Genomic DNA, 17,894 nt, shown 5'->3' with positions numbered 1-17,894 from the left:
ATATGAAAAATCTTGAGGAAATAAAGGAAACTCTTGCTAAACATAAAAACAAATTATATGAGAAATATTCCGTTACAGAGATCGGGATTTTTGGTTCATATGTGAGGGAAGAACAAAAGGAGACAAGCGATGTAGATATTTTAGTTGAGTTTGAAAAGCCTGTAAGCCTGCTTCAGATAGTTTCTCTTGAAAATTATCTTTCTGATGTTCTTGGAGTCAAAATTGATGTTGTTCCCAAAAAAAATATTCGCAAAGAACTGAAAGAGTACATCTTAAAGGAGGCTGTTCCTGTATGAAAAGGAGCGTAAAACTCTACGTCAATGACATTCTTGAATATATGGAAAGGGCAGAAGGGCATACCAAAGGGTTCAGCTTTGAAGAGTTTCTCAAAGAAGAAAAGACCTGCGATGCGGTTATAAGATGCATTGAAGTTATCGGAGAAGCAACTAAAAACATACCTGACGAGATAAGAAATGAATATCCGTCTATCCCATGGCGTGACATGGCAGGAATGAGAGATAAAATCATTCATGCGTACTTTACTGTGGATTTTGAGACAGTATGGCTTGTTGTAAAAGAAGAAATCCCAAGATTAAAGCCAATGATAATGAAGGTTTCAGAGGATTTAGAAAAAGAATTGAAATGAACATAGAAAAATACCTCGTTTTAAACAAATACCTTCTTTCACTTTTTGGAATAATTGATTTCAAAGATTTGCAGGGAAAATCAAAGGATGTTGATACCGGATATGACAGCGACGGTCGGAGTTATTTTGTAAATGTCCTGCGTTCCCTTGAGGGATTAAATAAAGATGCCCTATCAGAAAATACACTTCTCAGGTACGACGAAAATATTCAATCTTATGTACGCAAAATCAATTATAGGCGTGAGCCTGTTTCATTAAAATATTTCCAATATCTTGCAATTCTTCTCACAGAGATTATCCTTGATAACCTGAAAAATAGAAAAATTGAGTTTCTGTATGAGGTAAATGATTTCTTACGAACATACAGTCAAGACCAGGATATTGAACTCCTTGACGAATTCACAGAAGAAGATTTTAAAAAGCTTGCCTTCTGGATGGCAACAGGTTCTGGCAAGACCCTGATTATGCATATAAACTACCACCAGTTTTTTTATTATAAGCTCTTCACTCCTGACAATATCATTTTGATTACACCAAACGAGGGGCTCTCCAGACAGCATTACGAAGAACTGCAAAAAAGCGGCATTCCTTGCAACCTCTACGGAGGCAGTTTAAGCAGTCTTGGGATAACAATCGGCAGTCAGGAAATTTTAGTTCTGGAAATGACAAAACTGGTGGAAGAGAAAAAAGGAGGAGGCGTCACCCTGCCAGTTGATGTATTTGAAGGGAAAAACCTCGTCTTTGTTGATGAAGGGCATAAGGGCAAAAAGTCAGAAGAGCAGAAGTGGGCAAAACTCAGGGATAAGCTTGCAGAAGAAGGATTTGTATTTGAATACAGTGCCACTTTCGGGCAGATTTTAAGCGAGGGCAATAAAGAAACACTTAAAGAGTATGCCAAGTCAATCATTTTTGATTATTCATACAAGTATTTTTATCTTGATGGCTACGGCAAAGACTTTGCGGTGCTTAATGTTAAGGATACAAAAGTTCCTGATAAAGAGTTTCAGGAGATAATGTTTATAGCAAATCTTTTGTCTTTTTATGAACAAATCCTTGCCTATGGAGAGAGTAAAGGTTTAGCAATAGAGCATAACCTTGAAAAACCGCTCTGGATCTTTGTTGGAACAACGGTTACAGGAAAAGAAGAGGAATCCGATGTTATTCAGATTGTAGAGTTTTTAAAAAGAGCCATACAGCATGAAAAATGGTGCAGTAAGAAGGTGAAAGATCTTTTAGAAGGCAAAACAGGATTAAAGAATGACAACGATGAGGATGTATTTGAAAACAAATTTGGGTATCTTAAAAGTAGGAGTTTTAGTTTTGATAACCTGTATAAAAAGGTCTTTGGAGGAAAAGGGAGTTTTAGTGTTCATGAGCTAAAGAATGCAGAAGGAGAACTTGGCTTAAAAGTTGGTGAGAATGATTACTTTGGAGTTGTCAATATTGGCGATGTTTCAGGTTTTAAAAAAGAGCTGGAGAAAAAGGGAATATCTGTTGGTCAAGACGCTGTGTCAGGCTCTCTTTTTGATGCTATTAAAAAAGAAGGTGCACAGATTAATATCCTAATTGGTTCAAAAAAGTTTATTGAAGGTTGGGACACATGGCGGGTTTCTTCTATGGGACTTCTGAATATTGGTAAAGGTCAGGGTCCGCAGATTATTCAGCTTTTTGGCAGAGGAGTAAGACTAAAAGGCAAAGGGATGACACTTAAAAGGAGCGGTGAAAAAACCTCGGTTCAATTTTTAGAGATGCTCAATATCTATGGCATTAAAGCGGATTACTTGAATAAATTCTTAGAAGCAATCAGAAAAGAAGAAGTGGAGTTTGAGACAATTGAGATACCGGTTAAACCGCAATATGAGGAAAAGTGGAAAACGCTTCATACGCTTGCCAAAAATGAAAATAAATGGTTTGAGGAAGATGAAATTTTACAGCTACAAATTGATAACCAGATACATTTTACTCTTGACCTTCTGCCAAAGGTATCAGTATATGTAGCAAAAGAGAGAAAAGAAGGGGAAGAAGGAATAAAAACAGAAGAACTAAAAGCCGAAGTTGAGGGAGTGATATTATCAGAAGATATTATAGAACTGCTTGACTGGGAAAAGATATGGAATGAGATTTATTATTTTAAGATTGCAAAGGGATATTGGAATCTGATTTTAAACAGATACAAATTGAAAGCCTTGCTTTTGTCAGACAGATACAGGATTTTAGCCCTTCCTCAGGTGCTAGAGCCAAGACATGAAGAAGATATAAGACGAATAGAAGAAATCGCTATCTTAATCATCAGAAAATATTTAGATCTTTTTTATAGAAAATACGCAAAGCGGTTTGAGACAAAACATATGCAATACGAAACTGTAACACCAAAGCAATTAAAACTTTTTATATCTGAAAGCGGGGATCAGTATTCTTATACTGTTCATATTAAGAAAACTGATGAGAAAGGAAAACCAATCAATAAAGATTTAATAAGAAAAATTAAAGAATTAGCAAAAAACTTAGATGAATTAACTAAAAAAGAATCTGATGAACTGCCGAGAGTTTATTTTGACAAACATCTCTATTTGCCAATCCTCCTGCAAAGTAACAAGATAGAAAAGATTTCTCCTGCTGGTCTTGAGAAAAGTGAGAAAAAATTTGTTAAAGATATGAAAGAATATTTAAAAATCAATCAAGAAAAATTTAAAAAGTATGAGATTTATCTTTTAAGAAACTTTCCTAAAAGTGGAGTGGGTTTCTTTAATCTCAGCGGTTTCTATCCTGATTTTATCATGTGGCTAAAACACGGCAGTAAACAGACAATCATATTCATTGACCCAAAAGGTTTACAACACACCAAAGGCTTAGATGACCAGAAGATTACATTATCGTATGACATCAAGGGGTTAGAAAAAAGTCTTGGAAAAGCTAACATTATACTGGAATCTTTTATCATTTCTGACACACCATATAATAAGCTGATAGCAGGCAGGACATGTCCAGAACCAAAAGAGGAATACATTAACAAGCATGTTTTATTCTTAGATGATAAAGACTGGACTGAACAGTTTTTCAATAAATTACTTTAAGAAAGTTTAATGTTTTTCTTTTGAAAGAAACTCGAGCACCTACGACATCAAATACCGCATGTAGCGAAATAATCAAGAAAAGGATATTAAAAATTTGAAACTCTACTTTTCTATTTTATATCGCTCCCTTCCTTGCTCATAGAGATCATTGCCATATATATCATTAATGACGAATGTTGGAAAGTTCTCTACCACCATTCTCACGATGGCTTCTGTTCCGAGGTCTTCGTAAGCCACTAATTCTACACTTTTTATATATTTTGACAATAAGGCACCTACGCCTCCGATAGCTCCAAGATAGACGCATTTATGTCTCTGTAAGGCATCTCGTACCTCTTTTGACCGCGCTCCTTTACCGATCATCCCTTTCATGCCAATCTCCATGAGTCTCGGGGCATATGGATCCATTCGATAGGCAGTGGTAGGGCCAGCTGAGCCGATGACTTGTCCAGGTTTTGCAGGGGAAGGGCCTACATAATAAATAATTTGGCCTTTAATGTCAAAAGGGAGTTCCTCTCCTCTATCTAAAAGGTCTATTAACCGCTTATGAGCCGCATCTCTCGCAGAAAATACCACCCCACTGATAAAAACCTGATCCCCTGTTTTTAATTTTTCTATATCGCTGTCTTTTAGTGGTGTAGTTAGATAAATAGTCTTAGACATCCTTAAATAACAATCTCTTTATGCCGAATGGCTGAGCAACCTATATCCACAGCTACAGGTAGGGCAGCGATATGGCAGGGATATTTTTCTACGAAAACTCCAAGCGTATAAATCCTGCCACCAAATCCTCCTGGACCAATACCAAGATTATTAATCCGTTTTTCAAGATCTTTTTCTATCTCTGTCAGTTCAGGATCTTTATTCTTTGAGCCTATCTCCCGCAATAAAGCCTTCCGTGCAATTACACCAACTTTTTCCATAGTACCGCCAATACCAACTCCCACAATAACAGGTGGACATGGATTTGGACCAGCCTCCATACAGCGCTGAACGACAAATCTTTTGATTCCCTCAATTCCGTCTGCAGGGCGAAGCATGGTAACACGTCCCATATTTTCCGAACCACCGCCTTTTGGAAGAATCACAATCCTTATCTTATCCCCTGCAACAATATCATAATTAATAAATGCAGGGGTATTATCGCCTGTGTTTTTGCCGGTAATCGGGTCACGGATTGATTTCCGTAGATAGCCTTCTCTGTAGCCCTGCCGAACCCCTTCGTTAATCGCTTCGGAAAGACCTCCACCTTTTATATGGACATCCTGTCCGACATCCACAAAAAAGATTGCAGAACCTGTATCCTGACACATAGGAACGCATTCATTTCTGGCGATTTCTGCGTTCTTAATTAAAGACTCAAAAACCGTCTTCCCGATATGGGATTCTTCTTTTCTCAGACCCTCTTTGAAGGCATTTAAGACATCATCTCCGAGGTTATAATTTGCATCTATACTTAATTTTTTTACAGCATCAGTAATCTCTGAGATGTGAACCTCTCTCATATTCCAAGATAGGCCTCTCTTATATCCCGTGACCCCCTTATCTCTTCCACGTTCCCCTCGGCTTTTATTACACCTTCATGCATGATGTAAATATAGTCCGAGGCATTAAGAGAGGCATCAACATTTTGTTCCACAAGGAGTATAGTCAAACCTATCTCATCCTTCATCTTTTTGACCGTCTCAAAGACCTCGCCCACAAGTTTCGGAGATAATCCCTGGGTCGGTTCATCGAGCATTATCAATTTAGGTCTCGTCATTAATGCCCTGGCTATGGTTAGCATCTGTTGCTCTCCACCACTCAGCGAGCCTGCCCTTTGTCTGTTTCTTTCCTTCAAGATGGGAAATAAAGAATATACCAGTTCAAGAGACTCATTTATGTATTTTAATGCCCCTTTGGGATATGCCCCCATAGTGAGATTTTCGTGGACGCTCATGCTGACAAACAGGTGTCTACCCTCTGGAACGAGCACAACACCCCGGTCTACTTTTTTGTGGGTAGGTAGATGGGTGATATTTTCTCCTTCATAGATGATTCTTCCGCTCCAGGGTTCTATCGAACCAAAGATAGTTCTGAGCAAGGTTGTTTTTCCGACCCCATTGGGACCCAGTAAGGAGGTAATCGAACCTTTTTTAATCTCCAGGCTTGGTCCCCACAGCACCTGCATTGGCCCATATCCAGATTCAAGATCTTCAACTTTAAGCATTTCTCTCCTCCGGTGGATGCCCCAGATATACTTCCACTACCCTCGGATCGTGCAAAGCCTCTTCTGGAGTCGAATCACACAGTATTGTTCCTTGATACATTACTACTACCCTCTCAGCAAATTTTATCACCGCACGCATGATATGCTCCACCATAGCAACGATAGAGATCTTTTCTTCCTGTTTTATCTCCTTCAGAAAGGCAACCATCCCATCAATGTCCTTTGGATGCATTCCTGCCAAGACTTCATCCATCAGGAGGATTTTGGGCTTCATTGCCAATGCACGGGCAAGCTCCATCAGTTTTTTCTCCACAGGTGTTAATGCTCCTGCGTCTTTGTCTCTGTGAGCCGAAAGCCCTACGAGTTCAATATAACGGTCAGCGATCTCCAGAGATTCATCCACACCAATCTTGCCACTCATGGTACCGAACATGGCACCTACTGCTACATTCTCTCTTACACTTGCTGAATTAAATGGCCTTGGAATCTGAAAGGTTCGCCCGATTCCGAGGGGAGCTCTTTTATATGGAGGCAGATTAGTGATATCCTTACCCTCAAAAATGATCTTTCCTTCTTCCGGGAAATAAACTCCACTGATAACATTGTAAAGGGTAGTTTTTCCGCTGCCATTTGGACCCGCAATGGCGATTAACTCCTCTGGTTTAATTTCCAGAGTCAGGTTATTTACAGCTACGAGGCCACCAAATCTCTTCGTTATATTTTCTATCTTTAATAATGCCATAAAATCAGCCTATACAATAAACCTCTCCAAATCTCTCCCTTTTACCCTTCGCTTCAGTACACCAATAACTCCCTCTGGAAATGCCACAATAATGATAATGATGATCGGTGCGAAGATGAGGAGTTGAAATCCTGGCAAGACGACTGTAAGCCAGTACTTGGAGAGGCCGTAAATAAGCCCTCCTACAACAGGTCCGAGAAGGGTTCCCGCCCCACCGAGCAGGACAATAATTATACACTCCACTGTATAATGGATTTCAAAGACTTCTGGTGGAAAAACATAGGTCAGTTTTAAAGCCCATGCAAAAGCCCCGATTAATCCAGCTAAGGAGGCGCTGGTGATAAAAGCGATGATTTTGTATTTGGTGACATTTATCCCCATCACCTTAGCTGCATCCTCATCTTCCCTCAGAGCAGTCAAGGCATAACCTATCTTACTCCTCATGTAATAGATAGTTATGAATGCAGCGATGCAGGCTATGATAAACACAAAGACATCAGCCCACAAAGTGGAAAGTATGCTGGCTGTCTCTCTGCCAAAGGCTTGGGTAAGCTGCCCAGAAAATATAATCCCCTCTGAGCCACCCCATATCTTCGCCCCCTCAATAAAATATCTGAACCCTTCATTCACCCCTATAGTTGCAATGGCAAAATAGGCTCCTCTAAGCCTCAGAGCAACCGCACCCACTGCTATAGAGAGGAGACCTGCCATAATCAAAGCAAGAATTAGACCTATAACTATAATCCCTATACCAAGCCATTCGAACTTATATAAATGCGAGATACTCAATGCCATTCCATAGGTTCCGAGTGCCATAAAGGCTACATAACCAAAGTCTACATAACCTGTCATTCCAAGAAATATGTTAAAAGCCTGACCTATAGCACAGTAGAAAGCAAGCATTGCCACAAGCTGCCACATCCCTGGCACATTTTTGCCTATCAGGAACAAAATGAGATATGCCATGCAGACAGGAATTAGAGGATAGTATTTAACTATCTTTGCTCTCATTTGCCCCCCAGAAGTCCAGTAGGTTTGATCAGAAGAATCAGAAGCAGGATAAAAAAGGATAAAAATCGGGTTAATGCAAAAGGCTCTACCCCGGGCATAAGGGCAAATAAGGTATAGGAGCCATTCTCTATAAGACCAAAGATCAGACCACCAAAAAAGGCACCATAGGGTGATGTAAGCCCACCCAATACCGCTATCACGAAAGCCTTTAGTGTGTATCCTCCCCCCATATAAGGATTAATACCCACCGGAATGAACATGGTGAGAAGAACGCCACTTGCCACAGTTAAGCCTATCCCTATGGCAAAGCTAAATGCATAGACCCAGCCTACATTAATCCCGCATACCCTTGCACCTTCGCTATCCTCAACTACACTTCTCACCGCCGTCCCAGCCCTGGTCTTATTGAACCAGACATAAAGGAATATGGCTATGACCACACTACCGATAAGGGCATAGAGTTTGCTCATTGGCAAGACTGTTACTGGAAGGATTATCTTACCTACAACCCAGTTATAACCCTGAAAATCAGATCCGAAGATAAGTTTAGCAGTCTCTTCGAGGAGGACACCTATGGAAAAAGTAGCCAGGAGAGTAGCAAGCTCTGGCGCCTTTATCAGTCTTCGCATGGCTGAATAAAAGAAGATGAATCCCAATGCCATCCCCATAATAAAAGCTACAGGAATGGCTATTACCGGAGATAATTTTAAAGTGGTGAAAATCCATAGGGTAATGAAGGCTCCCACCATGATGAAGGGGCCATGTCCCACATTAACAACCCTCAAAACCCCGAAGATCAGGCTCAGCCCCATGGTTGCCATGCCATAGACCCCACCCAGAATAAGCCCTTGTGTTAAATTTCCGGCTAACTGTTCCCAGATCATGGTCTACCTCTCCTTATAATCCACCATCGGCTCTCCATGAGATTTATTTAAATAGAAAAGTCTCCTCCCTGGCTATTGAGGACCAGGGACGAGACTTTCTATCGTAAAAGACCTTAATTTTCCCATCGTTAAGTTATATTCAATCTTTTCTTTTCTCTAAGACTCCCTTTTCTTACTTAGGCACAGCAAGCTTGCCTTTGGCCTTCTCAGCAATGGTAGGCATAGGATAATAAAGTTTACCTGTCGCAGCCTCTGGAGGCCATATAATAACCCTTTTACCCCCCTGCCACTGCATGTCTATCATGGAATGCCCAATCTGGAGACCTGTCTCGTCGATATCCCAGGCTCCATAGAAGGACATGAATTTAAGTTTGTCAAGGGCAGCCCTTACCTTAGCTGGTTCAATACTATTAGCTTTTTCTATCCCCAATACATAAGCCAGCACAGCCGCTCCAGCCTCAGCAGCATGATAATCAGGTATTATATCCTTCCCAAGTGCCGCCTTAAACAGTTTCACAAACTCATCCTGGGTGGGACCAATCCATTCTAAACCTATTTTCTTAGCCGCTTCAGGGGAATATGTAACCCCATACTCCCAGTGGGAAGGTCCCATTACTCCCTCTGCCAGAGTACCCAGGGCTGGGTAGTAAGCGGGTAATGTGGCAGAAGCCACAAGCGACAATGACTTGACATTAATATCCAGATCCCCCATCTGTCGGCCGAAGAGCTGACCATCTTCATAGTGTCCTCCACCGAGCACTATATCGGGTTTAGCTGCCTTCAGGTCAGAAAGGAGTGGCGTTAAATCTGTTACTTTTTTGGGATAGGTGCGTTTAAAGACTATCTTGAAACCAAGCTTTTCGGCATGTTTCTCCGCACCCATCATTACCATTCTGGCGAACTCGTCATCCTCGTATGCCAGGGCAATTCTTTTGGCTGTAGGATCAATCTTATGAATCATGTCAAGTGTGCCAACATGGTATCTGCTACCTGGACCAATGGTCTGAACGATATATTTATATCCCTGCTGGAAGATTCGGTCACTGGCACCACCATGGTCCATGTAAAGCATGCCATATTTCTCTGCAATCGGTGCCCCTGCCAGAGTAAGACCTGAGCTATAAGGAGCAAGGACGCAGTTTACCTTGTCAACAGTGATCAGTCGCTCTACAAGGCTGGTCACAACCTCCTTCTTAGATTCAGAATCATAGTACTTATGCCCAAGAGGAACCTTCTTCCCACCTATCTTAACCCCTCCATGAACTTCATTAACCCATTTGACGATTGCCTTTATACCTCCAAAGGCTTGCTCCCCTGCTTTAGCATATGTGCCAGAAAGACATGCTACATCGCCGATTATTACTTTCGCAGGTACCTTTGGTGCAGTCTGGGCATTGATTGCCAGGATGAATCCCAGGGCAACCAGAAAACATATAATCCCTATGATTAATTTATTTCTCATAATTACCCCCTCCTTTTGCTAAATTTTCTTTTACCTTAGCGCCGACCTTCATGGTCGGCTTTTTGTTGCTCTGTAAAAAATCAATTGAAAAAAATCATATGGATGGGTATTTTTATACGTTATGGAAGGGAATTTGTCAAGGGATTTATTTTTGCTTCACATCGAACTCAGATTATTCTGGGTGGTTGCCATCCTCTACAGTATATGCTTCCTTGCATATCTTTCACACTGTTTAGCTCCTCGTTCAGGTGCAGGTAGAATTGCATCAGGCATCCTGTGGATAACGGTTATTCTGCATACGCTACTTATCGCCTTTAGAACCATCGAGGGTGAACGACCACCATTCCAGACACTTTATGAGACCCTCTCATGGTTTGCCTGGTTTTCAAGTATCACATATCTCTTCATAGAAAAAGGGTGGAATAAAATCTATACGCCAGGTATTATTGTCTCTCTTATCGCGGTATCTGCATGCCTTTATTCTCTTCTTACAAGAAGCCCTGAGATCGCACCCCTTCCACCCGCACTCCAGAGTCCGTGGTATGAATGGCATGTAGTCGTCGCATTTACTGCCTATGCGGTATTTGTTGTGAGTTTTGCTGTAGAGGTCGTATATCTCATATTCAAGCCGATGAGGGATGAGACTGCCTATAACTATGGTCTGTCAAAGGATGTAAGGGAAGACTTCCACAGATATGCACACCGGCTGGTGCTCTTCGGTTTTCCTCTGCTTGCATTTGCCATATTCTCAGGTGCTGCATGGGCAAACGAGGCATGGGGAAGATACTGGTCGTGGGACCCAAAAGAGACATGGTCTCTTACTACATGGACGGTATATGCAATCTACATACATTCCATGAGGATAAAAGGATGGAGAGAAATGTTAGCGTCTCTATTAAATCTATTCGGTTTTGTCTGTATGATAATGACATTTCTCGGGGTAAACTGGCTCGTAAAACTGCTTGATTTACCTAGTATGCATGCATATTGAGCGTAAATTCAAATTTAAAAGGATGAGGCTGTTCAATAAAATGATTAGTTTTTAGGTCATTCCTGCTTACGCGGGAATGACGGAACTGCGGTGAATGCTAATGGTATCCCGAAATATGTGGCTATATAGAATGCTTTCCTCCCTGAGGACATCGGTATGGCTTCTCGGTCTTATGATTGTTTTTTATATAATCGGGACTATATTCCCCTACATCTTTTTTTCTCCACTGTTTATAGCCATTTCTTTAGTACTCACATTAAACCTCTCTGTATGCATATTTGAAAGGTTCAGGAGATACGCCACCATGAAGAGAAAACCCATCTCATATGAAGATATACGATCAAATCCGAGGACTATCCTCATAGATAATGCAACAAAAACAGATGTCGAGCTAAGGCTTCAGAATGCTGGATTCAAGATAAAAAACAAGATCGAAAATATAATTACCTTTGAAAAGGGGATGCCATATCAATGGCTTTCATGGATATATCATCTGGGTATGGTAATCTCTATCGCTGGCTTTATGCTTTCGGCACTATTATCATTCGAAAAGGAAATAAATCTCAAGCCTCAGACTCCTCAACAAATTTATACACAATCCCCTGATACAAGGTTTAACAGAATGCTCCGTCAACTCGGAATAAATATCAAATCAAAAGAAGGGTTCGAGGTTGTCTTGAAGGAGTTCTCAACTGAATATACAGAAGGCATGAAGCTCAATTATCCAAAAGCAAAACTCTCTCGCCTCGCAATAGGTCTCGGATGGAAGACAGAGAAATTCTCTCAAGAGGTTAAACTTATTCCGAAAAGATACATAAGCAGGGTAGCGATATACGAAGGAGAAAATCTAATCAAAGAAAAGGAGATACTCGTCAACCATCCATTAAGATATAAGGGCGTTACACTCTACCTAATGGGATACGAGCAAACATTTAAACTCATTGCAAACAGCCATCAACTCGAACTTAAAGGTGAGGAGCCATTTAAAATACCTGATATTTCAGGGAGGTTCACTGGGGTCCTTAAAAGAGGAGTTCTTTATAAGAAGAATGGTGTGATTGAGAAAATAAATCCATACATTGATCTCAGCTATAGCCCCGATGGGAAATCACCAATGCTCAGCATTGGACAGGTAGGCACAGATAAGCCATTATTATATAAGGGAGTTAACATCAGACTGGTGGACTTCTCTGAATCATCTATCCTGAGTTATCGAAAAGACCCTGCCCAGCCGATTCTATGGATAGGTATAACCGCAGTTTTCTTCGGTATGTTATTCAGAATCTTTGGCTGGTGGTACAGGGTGCAGTTGTTATCTGAAGATGGTAAAATATACATCCTCATCAGCACAAGGGGACTGCTTGCTAATAAGGACAGGATAATTAGAGGGTTATCCTAAAATGAATCTCTCCCTCTTTTTCGGACATATCAATCATCGTGCACCTTTCCTGCTCAATAAACTTATCAAATATGTCCTTAAGCCCAGGAACAATAATCACCTCTAAGACCTCACCTGACCTCATATCGTTCATTGCATCTTTAATCGGTGCTGCTAAGGTATCGAGGCAACATGCTGACCTGACATCCACTGTCTTGGTAACTACCACCTCTGGTTTAGCAGTGACCACTACAGGTTCAGTTATCTGCTTCATTAATCCTAAGGCGCCATCCAATGCTAAACATGCAGTGCCAATCTTACAGTTTCCTGCGGTCTTCTGACAGGCGGTCTCCTCTGCTACATTTATTAGCTGTGCAATTTCTGAAAGTTTCCCTATCGAAGCAGCAATCTCTGTCTTTTCCCCCTGAGAAAGGTCAGAATTTTCAAGGTCTATCTTAAATTTCTTAAGCCCCTTGATTACCTTAGTCTTAGCACCCTCTAAACCGATGCAATCCCTGCATATGTCCTTAGAGAAAGCATGTAAGGTTGGTATAACAACATTGTATCCCCTAATCTGGTTTTTAAAATAAATAGACACCTTTCACCTCTTTGGCTCTGTAATTAATTTAAGTATGTCTAAGGCTCCATAGGCAAAGCAGCCTGTGCCAATTTTACAATTCCCAATCGTCTTCTGGCATGGGCCAGGTTCTGTCGGCAGTTCTTCTGTCTGCTTGAGGAAATCATCGATTCCTGATTCAATCTCTTTCTTCTTTTCAGCAGGTATCGATGAAATCTCGAGGTCTCTCTTGAGTTTCTCAAGATTCTTAATCGCTTTATTCACAGCCAGTGGCAGGTTAAGTCCAGCAACACACATATCGTTTTTCAGTGCATGGAAGGCTGCAAAGACCGCATTGTACCCCCGCAGTTGATTGGTAAAGTAAATGGATGCTTCATCTCCTTCAATCTTTATTTTGGGGACTATGGGGCTTATCTCCGCTACGGCAGGGGTTACAGGCATTCTCTTCTCTTCTAATGACAAGGCAGGTTGACCCAAAAGCTCGGCAATATCTCTAATCTCCTCGGCAATCCTGATCAGACGCTTGCTGACGAAGGCATCAATCTTGGATCTCTCATCTCTCCTTTCTTCCATAGGTTTACCTCCTGTTTTTTCGAGGGCTTTACCCTCCTCAATATCCTTGACAATTTCATCCAACTCCCATTCCTCAACCATTTCTGGGTGTGCCACTTTCATGCCAAGTTTAAATGACCTCGCCTCCTCAGAGTATGCCCCAGGGTCGTATAGGTGGTATCCTCTGAATTCTGTAGGTTCCTCCTGATAGCAGGACCAGACTGCCTTCGCTACTGCCTCAGGGTCTTCTTCCCCAACCATATTTATCAGGGTAACCTGCTTTCTAAAGGTCTCTATAGCCTCTATGGGTATGTTGAAAAGATAAGGGGTAGCTGAGGGAGCGCCTATGATGGTTCGTTTTTCATTGATTCCGTTTTCTATCAGGGCATTAAAGGTAGCGCCAGGGTAATGACCCTCACCCTCTTTCCCACAAAGGACAATGTATCGGATATTTGGGTTTGAAGCGATATTTGCCACAATCTTCTCTATCCCGATATTCTCTGTCTGGAGCGTGCCCGAAAGGGCTGCACCTACATCTATGGCACTCCTAACCAGCCTTTCTGCCTCAATGGGAAGGCTATTTACATCGGCTGGTAGTTTCCCGTAAGGTGCCGTCAGAAGCACCACTACCGCTACAGGTGAGTAATGATTACTAATGAGATAACAACCAGGCTCAGGAGGGTAGTCTTCTTGTAGTTTGACCTTCAGCATTTAGATTGTTATCCTTTGCCTTCCAATTCTTTTGGACTATTATGCGGCTTTCACCATTTTTATCGTCCACTTCTATTATTTTACAATTCTCTGTATCGAGAACTCTTTGGACCTGATTTTTAAAAGTCTCGGTATTTTCTGCAATGAATTCCAACCTTTCACCTGAAGAAAGGAGCTTTAATGCTTCTATGAGACGTTTTTTATGCAAAGTGCAGCAAGCCAATCGAACATCTAAAATTTCCAAACTTTTAGCCTCCTTTACTTCTTTTTCTTCGGCGATGTGCAACATTGGATCTTTCCTCTTTCTTCACGCCATAAAGAATCTCTACTTTTCTAACCTGACAGGAATACTATTCGTTTTATACCATTTCCATATAATACTTGCGACCTCGCATGGGTCATCGGTCAGAGTAAATATATCTATGTCTTCTGGTGATATATATCTATTACCAAGTATCTGTGTCTTCATCCAGCCTATAAGTCCTCCCCAGTATGATTTACCAACAAGTATTACAGGAAATGGCTTTATTTTCCTAGTTTGAATAAGCGTTATGGTCTCGAAGAATTCATCGAGTGTGCCATATCCACCTGGTAAGAGGACAAATGCTGTTGCATACTTAACAAACATCACCTTCCTAACAAAGAAGTGATGAAAATTAAGTGTAATCGAGTTGTATGGGTTTGAAGTTTGTTCCATTGGAAGGGCTATGTTCAGTCCCACAGATTTTCCTCCAGCATCTGACGCCCCTCTGCTTGCTGCCTCCATAACACCAGGACCACCACCACTTATGATTGTGAAGCCTTTACAGGCGAGGTCTCTTGCTATTGTCCTTGCAGCATCATACGCAAAATCACCTTCTACAACTCTTGAACTACCGAATATTGTTACTGCAGGGGTAACCTTCGAAAGGGCATCAAATCCTTCCACAAATTCACCTATTATCCTAAACATCCTCCACGATTCTTCCTTAGAAAGTTCATTAATGTCGTAATCTCTATTCATAACATTTTCTCCTTGTAGTTTTCTGGTGCCGGCGGTCGGAGTCGAACCGACATGGGGCGAACCCCGCCGGATTTTGAGTCCGGTGCGTCTACCAGTTTCACCACGCCGGCAAGGTATCTATATACTAATGTCTAAGGGTAAACAAGTCAAGATTTTACAAATATTGACAAACAAATTTATATTCTGATATGCTATGCCATGCAGAGTTTTACCCCGCACCACGAGAAAGCCACGGGTGCCACAGTGGGATACCCCACGTGGTGTCCCATAAAGCCGCGGATGGATGGCATAGAAGTCCCGAAGAGTAATGCCCCAAAGCCACGGCTGTTAAGCCGTGGTGCGGGGTTTACAGGAGTTATCCTTGCAGGTGGAGAAAACAGGAGAATGCCAACTAATAAGGCATTCTTAGAGGTGAACGGTGAGATTATTATTGAGAGGACTATTCGCATATTCAACGAATTATTCGATGAGGTCATCATAGTAACTAACACCCCTGAACTTTTTATAAAATACAGGATAAAACTTGTTGGAGACCTTTTTAATCTGAGGGGTCCACTTACAGGTATATTTTCAGGATTATTGAATGCAAGGGGGAATTTCTGTTTTGTTGTTGCATGTGATATGCCTTTCATAAATAAAGAGTTAATGTCTTATATGATTGCTAATACTGGTGATTATGACGCAGTAGTTCCGAGAATCGGCAAGGCGATAGAACCCCTCCATGCGATATATTCCAGAGAATGTCTTCATGCAATGGAGCAGAGCCTTCTTGTTAACCAGACTCCGAGGCAGCGGAGCCTCACCGAATTTCTCAATAGATGTAATGTCAGATTTATAGAAGAAGATGAAATCGAGAGGTTTGATCCATCAAAAAGGTCATTTGTGAACCTCAATACACCGGACGATCTTGAAATGGCAATGAGTACAAACCCATTAAGTAAAGTGTCGTTGCGAGGCACAACGTGCGAAGCAATCTGACTGCAAAACAGTCATCCTGAGGGCAAAGCCCGAAGGATCTCATAGAGATTCTTCGCTTCGCTCAGAATGACACTGCGTGTCAGATTGCCACGCTCCCTTTGGTCGCTCGCAATGACAATCATAGGAGGAGGATATGATTGGAGGTATAGGATTACCGGAGCTTCTGATAATTCTGGTGATAGTATTGGTTATCTTCGGAGCAAGTAAACTCCCTGAGATAGGAAGAGGCTTAGGCAAGGCTATAAGCAACTTCAAGAAGGCAACCAGTGAACCACCAGAGATAGATGTCACACCGAAAAAAGAGGAAACACCAGAGAAGAAGGAAGAGGCAAAATAGGGGCAAATGCGTCCCACATATGCTGAGATAGACCTTGAAGCACTATCACACAATCTTACAGAAGTAAGAAGGATGATTGGTAACAGAGAGATACTTGCTGTGGTAAAGGCTTCTGCTTACGGTCATGGAGCAATCCCTGTAGCAAGGAGGCTGGAATCCGACGGGGTAGAGGCTTTTGGTGTAGCCATCCTCGAAGAAGGGATAGAGCTCAGGAAGGCAGAGATATCAAAACCCATCATTATATTAACTGGAGTAAATCGCGATGAGGTAGAATCAGCGATACACCACAATCTAACCCCTGTGGTATATAACCTTGACTCTGCAAGACATATCTCAGAAATATCTAACAGACTCGGAAGAAAGACAGATATCCATATAAAGGTTGATACAGGAATGGGGAGGCTCGGATTCAGGGTGGATGAGGCTGTAGACGCTATTTTAAGAATCAGTAGGTTTAACTCAATAAATATCGAAGGGCTTTTGACTCATTTCGCTGATGCCGACCTTGCAGACAAGGAATACGCAAATCTCCAGGTCAAACTATTCAGAGAGGTAGTGGATATACTTTCAAAATATGGCATTGACATCCCACTTCATCATGCAGCAAACAGTGCCGCTATAATTGATTATGAGCCTGCACTCTTCAATATGGTAAGACCAGGCATCATGCTCTACGGATATTTCCCATCAAATGAAGTCAGAAGAAGGGTAGACCTTAAACCAGTCCTTTCACTCAAAAGCAAAGTAATCTTCCTGAAGCGTGTTCCTACAGGAACAAGCATCAGTTATGGAAGAACCTTTATTACAAAAAGAGAAAGCCTGATTGCAGGTATACCTCTCGGCTATGCGGATGGATACAATAGGCTACTTTCAAATAACGGAGAGGTATTAATTAGAGGAAAAAGGGCGCCTATTGCCGGAAGAATCTGCATGGATATGTTTATGGTCGATGTCACTGATATTGATGGTGTAAAAGAAGGAGACGAGGTTGTCCTCATCGGAAAACATGGAAACGAACAGATAACTGCTGATGATATAGCACAGAGAACAGGAACAATCTCTTATGAGGTACTCTGTTCGATAAGTTACAGGGTGCCCAGAGTGTATATAAATGCCCAAAATCCCGACATAAAGACATCAAAAGAACTGAAGGCTAACGAGCTGAAGTAAAAAGAATAAAAAATTTTTCCTTAGTGTAACTTCAGCACTTCAGAGCTTCAGCTCTTTCAGTAGGGGGTGAGTTAGATTCTAAGGTTTCTCGGTTCTCATACAAAAGGCGTTATAGACGAGATTGGCAGAGTAATGCTCCTTCTCTGCGAGACAATCTTATGGATGTTTC

At 41.5% G+C, this 17,894-nt stretch carries 19 protein-coding genes and 1 tRNA gene; 8 read left to right on the top strand and 12 right to left on the bottom strand.

Features of this window, described 5'->3' with window-relative positions:
• Positions 1 to 2: 2 nt before the first annotated feature.
• From AB1488_00445 to AB1488_00435, 3 genes are read left to right on the top strand one after another with little or no spacing between them, the layout of a single operon-like run.
• Positions 3 to 296: a nucleotidyltransferase family protein gene (locus tag AB1488_00445; protein MEW6408575.1), complete on the top strand. Its 294-nt coding sequence runs from the start codon at positions 3 to 5 to the stop codon at positions 294 to 296.
• Entirely contained in the window at positions 293 to 646 is a 354-nt protein-coding gene (locus AB1488_00440) for a DUF86 domain-containing protein (GenBank protein MEW6408574.1), read from the top strand. Before AB1488_00445 ends, AB1488_00440 begins: the two co-directional genes overlap by 4 nt.
• On the top strand, positions 643 to 3,720 hold the full coding sequence (locus AB1488_00435) for a DEAD/DEAH box helicase family protein (protein MEW6408573.1): 3,078 nt from the start codon (positions 643 to 645) through the stop codon (positions 3,718 to 3,720). The genes AB1488_00440 and AB1488_00435 overlap by 4 nt, the downstream gene beginning before the upstream one ends.
• Before the next feature lie 102 nt (positions 3,721 to 3,822).
• On the opposite strand, the gene AB1488_00430 is transcribed toward AB1488_00435, so the two are convergent.
• From AB1488_00430 to AB1488_00400, 7 genes are all read right to left on the bottom strand, one after another.
• Complete coding sequence (locus AB1488_00430; protein MEW6408572.1) at positions 3,823 to 4,383, bottom strand: Fe-S-containing hydro-lyase; 561 nt, start codon at positions 4,381 to 4,383, stop codon at positions 3,823 to 3,825.
• A gap of 2 nt (positions 4,384 to 4,385) precedes the next feature.
• Positions 4,386 to 5,225 carry a fumarate hydratase gene (locus tag AB1488_00425; GenBank protein ID MEW6408571.1) on the bottom strand — a complete coding sequence of 280 codons (840 nt, stop codon included), beginning with the start codon at positions 5,223 to 5,225 and terminating at the stop codon, positions 4,386 to 4,388.
• Entirely contained in the window at positions 5,222 to 5,929 is a 708-nt protein-coding gene (locus tag AB1488_00420; GenBank protein ID MEW6408570.1) for an ABC transporter ATP-binding protein, read from the bottom strand. Before AB1488_00420 ends, AB1488_00425 begins: the two co-directional genes overlap by 4 nt.
• Positions 5,922 to 6,671: an ABC transporter ATP-binding protein gene (locus AB1488_00415; protein ID MEW6408569.1), complete on the bottom strand. Its 750-nt coding sequence runs from the start codon at positions 6,669 to 6,671 to the stop codon at positions 5,922 to 5,924. Before AB1488_00415 ends, AB1488_00420 begins: the two co-directional genes overlap by 8 nt.
• Positions 6,672 to 6,680: 9 nt before the next feature.
• On the bottom strand, positions 6,681 to 7,682 hold the full coding sequence (locus tag AB1488_00410) for a branched-chain amino acid ABC transporter permease (protein ID MEW6408568.1): 1,002 nt from the start codon (positions 7,680 to 7,682) through the stop codon (positions 6,681 to 6,683).
• Positions 7,679 to 8,566, bottom strand: coding sequence for a branched-chain amino acid ABC transporter permease (locus AB1488_00405; protein MEW6408567.1), 888 nt, complete (start codon positions 8,564 to 8,566; stop codon positions 7,679 to 7,681). The genes AB1488_00410 and AB1488_00405 overlap by 4 nt, the downstream gene beginning before the upstream one ends.
• Before the next feature lie 172 nt (positions 8,567 to 8,738).
• Complete coding sequence (locus tag AB1488_00400; GenBank protein MEW6408566.1) at positions 8,739 to 10,028, bottom strand: amino acid ABC transporter substrate-binding protein; 1,290 nt, start codon at positions 10,026 to 10,028, stop codon at positions 8,739 to 8,741.
• A 121-nt stretch (positions 10,029 to 10,149) separates the two neighbouring features.
• On the opposite strand from AB1488_00400, the gene ccsB reads away from it, so the two are divergent.
• Complete coding sequence (gene ccsB / locus AB1488_00395) at positions 10,150 to 11,019, top strand: c-type cytochrome biogenesis protein CcsB (protein MEW6408565.1); 870 nt, start codon at positions 10,150 to 10,152, stop codon at positions 11,017 to 11,019.
• Positions 11,020 to 11,149: 130 nt separating this feature from the next.
• Positions 11,150 to 12,418, top strand: coding sequence for a cytochrome c biogenesis protein ResB (locus AB1488_00390; protein MEW6408564.1), 1,269 nt, complete (start codon positions 11,150 to 11,152; stop codon positions 12,416 to 12,418).
• Here the strand turns inward: AB1488_00390 and AB1488_00385 are convergent.
• The 5 genes from AB1488_00385 to AB1488_00365 form a co-directional block, all read right to left on the bottom strand.
• A complete protein-coding gene (locus tag AB1488_00385) occupies positions 12,402 to 12,995 on the bottom strand; it encodes a hypothetical protein (GenBank protein ID MEW6408563.1) in 594 nt (197 codons plus the stop codon). The genes AB1488_00390 and AB1488_00385 overlap by 17 nt on opposite strands.
• 3 nt (positions 12,996 to 12,998) lie before the next feature.
• Positions 12,999 to 14,237, bottom strand: a complete 1,239-nt coding sequence (locus AB1488_00380) for a tetrahydromethanopterin S-methyltransferase subunit A (GenBank protein MEW6408562.1) — start codon at positions 14,235 to 14,237, stop codon at positions 12,999 to 13,001.
• Complete coding sequence (locus tag AB1488_00375) at positions 14,200 to 14,481, bottom strand: sulfurtransferase TusA family protein (GenBank protein MEW6408561.1); 282 nt, start codon at positions 14,479 to 14,481, stop codon at positions 14,200 to 14,202. Before AB1488_00375 ends, AB1488_00380 begins: the two co-directional genes overlap by 38 nt.
• An 81-nt stretch (positions 14,482 to 14,562) precedes the next feature.
• Positions 14,563 to 15,240, bottom strand: a complete 678-nt coding sequence (locus AB1488_00370; GenBank protein MEW6408560.1) for a TIGR00730 family Rossman fold protein — start codon at positions 15,238 to 15,240, stop codon at positions 14,563 to 14,565.
• 23 nt (positions 15,241 to 15,263) lie between these two features.
• Positions 15,264 to 15,350: transfer RNA gene (locus tag AB1488_00365), tRNA-Leu, on the bottom strand.
• 88 nt (positions 15,351 to 15,438) lie between these two features.
• Here AB1488_00365 and AB1488_00360 point away from each other — a divergent pair.
• From AB1488_00360 to alr, 3 genes are all read left to right on the top strand, one after another.
• A complete protein-coding gene (locus AB1488_00360) occupies positions 15,439 to 16,218 on the top strand; it encodes a molybdenum cofactor guanylyltransferase (GenBank protein ID MEW6408559.1) in 780 nt (259 codons plus the stop codon).
• Positions 16,219 to 16,351: 133 nt separating this feature from the next.
• Positions 16,352 to 16,555, top strand: coding sequence for a twin-arginine translocase TatA/TatE family subunit (gene tatA / locus AB1488_00355; GenBank protein MEW6408558.1), 204 nt, complete (start codon positions 16,352 to 16,354; stop codon positions 16,553 to 16,555).
• A gap of 6 nt (positions 16,556 to 16,561) precedes the next feature.
• Positions 16,562 to 17,725 (top strand): alanine racemase, encoded by a 1,164-nt coding sequence (gene alr / locus AB1488_00350; protein MEW6408557.1) that lies wholly within the window; start codon positions 16,562 to 16,564, stop codon positions 17,723 to 17,725.
• Positions 17,726 to 17,894: the final 169 nt, after the last annotated feature.

Source organism: Nitrospirota bacterium (assembly GCA_040756155.1).
GTDB lineage: Bacteria > Nitrospirota > Thermodesulfovibrionia > JACRGW01 > JBFLZU01 > JBFLZU01.
This window is presented reverse-complemented; position numbering and strand designations above follow the sequence as displayed.